The sequence below is a fragment of the Glycomyces sp. L485 genome (genome assembly GCF_022548875.1).
Taxonomy (GTDB): domain Bacteria; phylum Actinomycetota; class Actinomycetes; order Mycobacteriales; family Micromonosporaceae; genus Glycomyces.
This window is the reverse complement of sequence record NZ_JAKZEW010000153.1, coordinates 1-201: the sequence shown is the minus strand read 5'-3', so window position 1 is coordinate 201 and position 201 is coordinate 1. Positions and strand designations below refer to the sequence as shown.

The 201-nt window shown below is 70.6% G+C and carries 1 protein-coding gene; it reads left to right on the top strand.

Features of this window, described 5'->3' with window-relative positions; all coding sequences use genetic code 11:
• The coding region (locus L0U85_RS20325) for a BamA/TamA family outer membrane protein (RefSeq protein WP_241379583.1) at window positions 1-201 on the top strand (201 nt) is incomplete at both ends.

Below are 201 nucleotides of genomic sequence, written 5' to 3'. Positions count from 1 at the left end.
AGCCTGATCCTGCGCGCCGAGACCGGCGCCGTGGCCTCCAGGGAAAAGCTGGGCGTGCCGAGCACCTTCCTGTTCCGCGCCGGCGGCGACCAGTCGGTGCGCGGCTACGGCTACCAGGAACTCGGCGTGCAGGAGAACGGCGCCACCGTCGGCGGGCGCTACCTGGCCACCGCCAGCGCCGAATACCAGTACTGGTTCAAG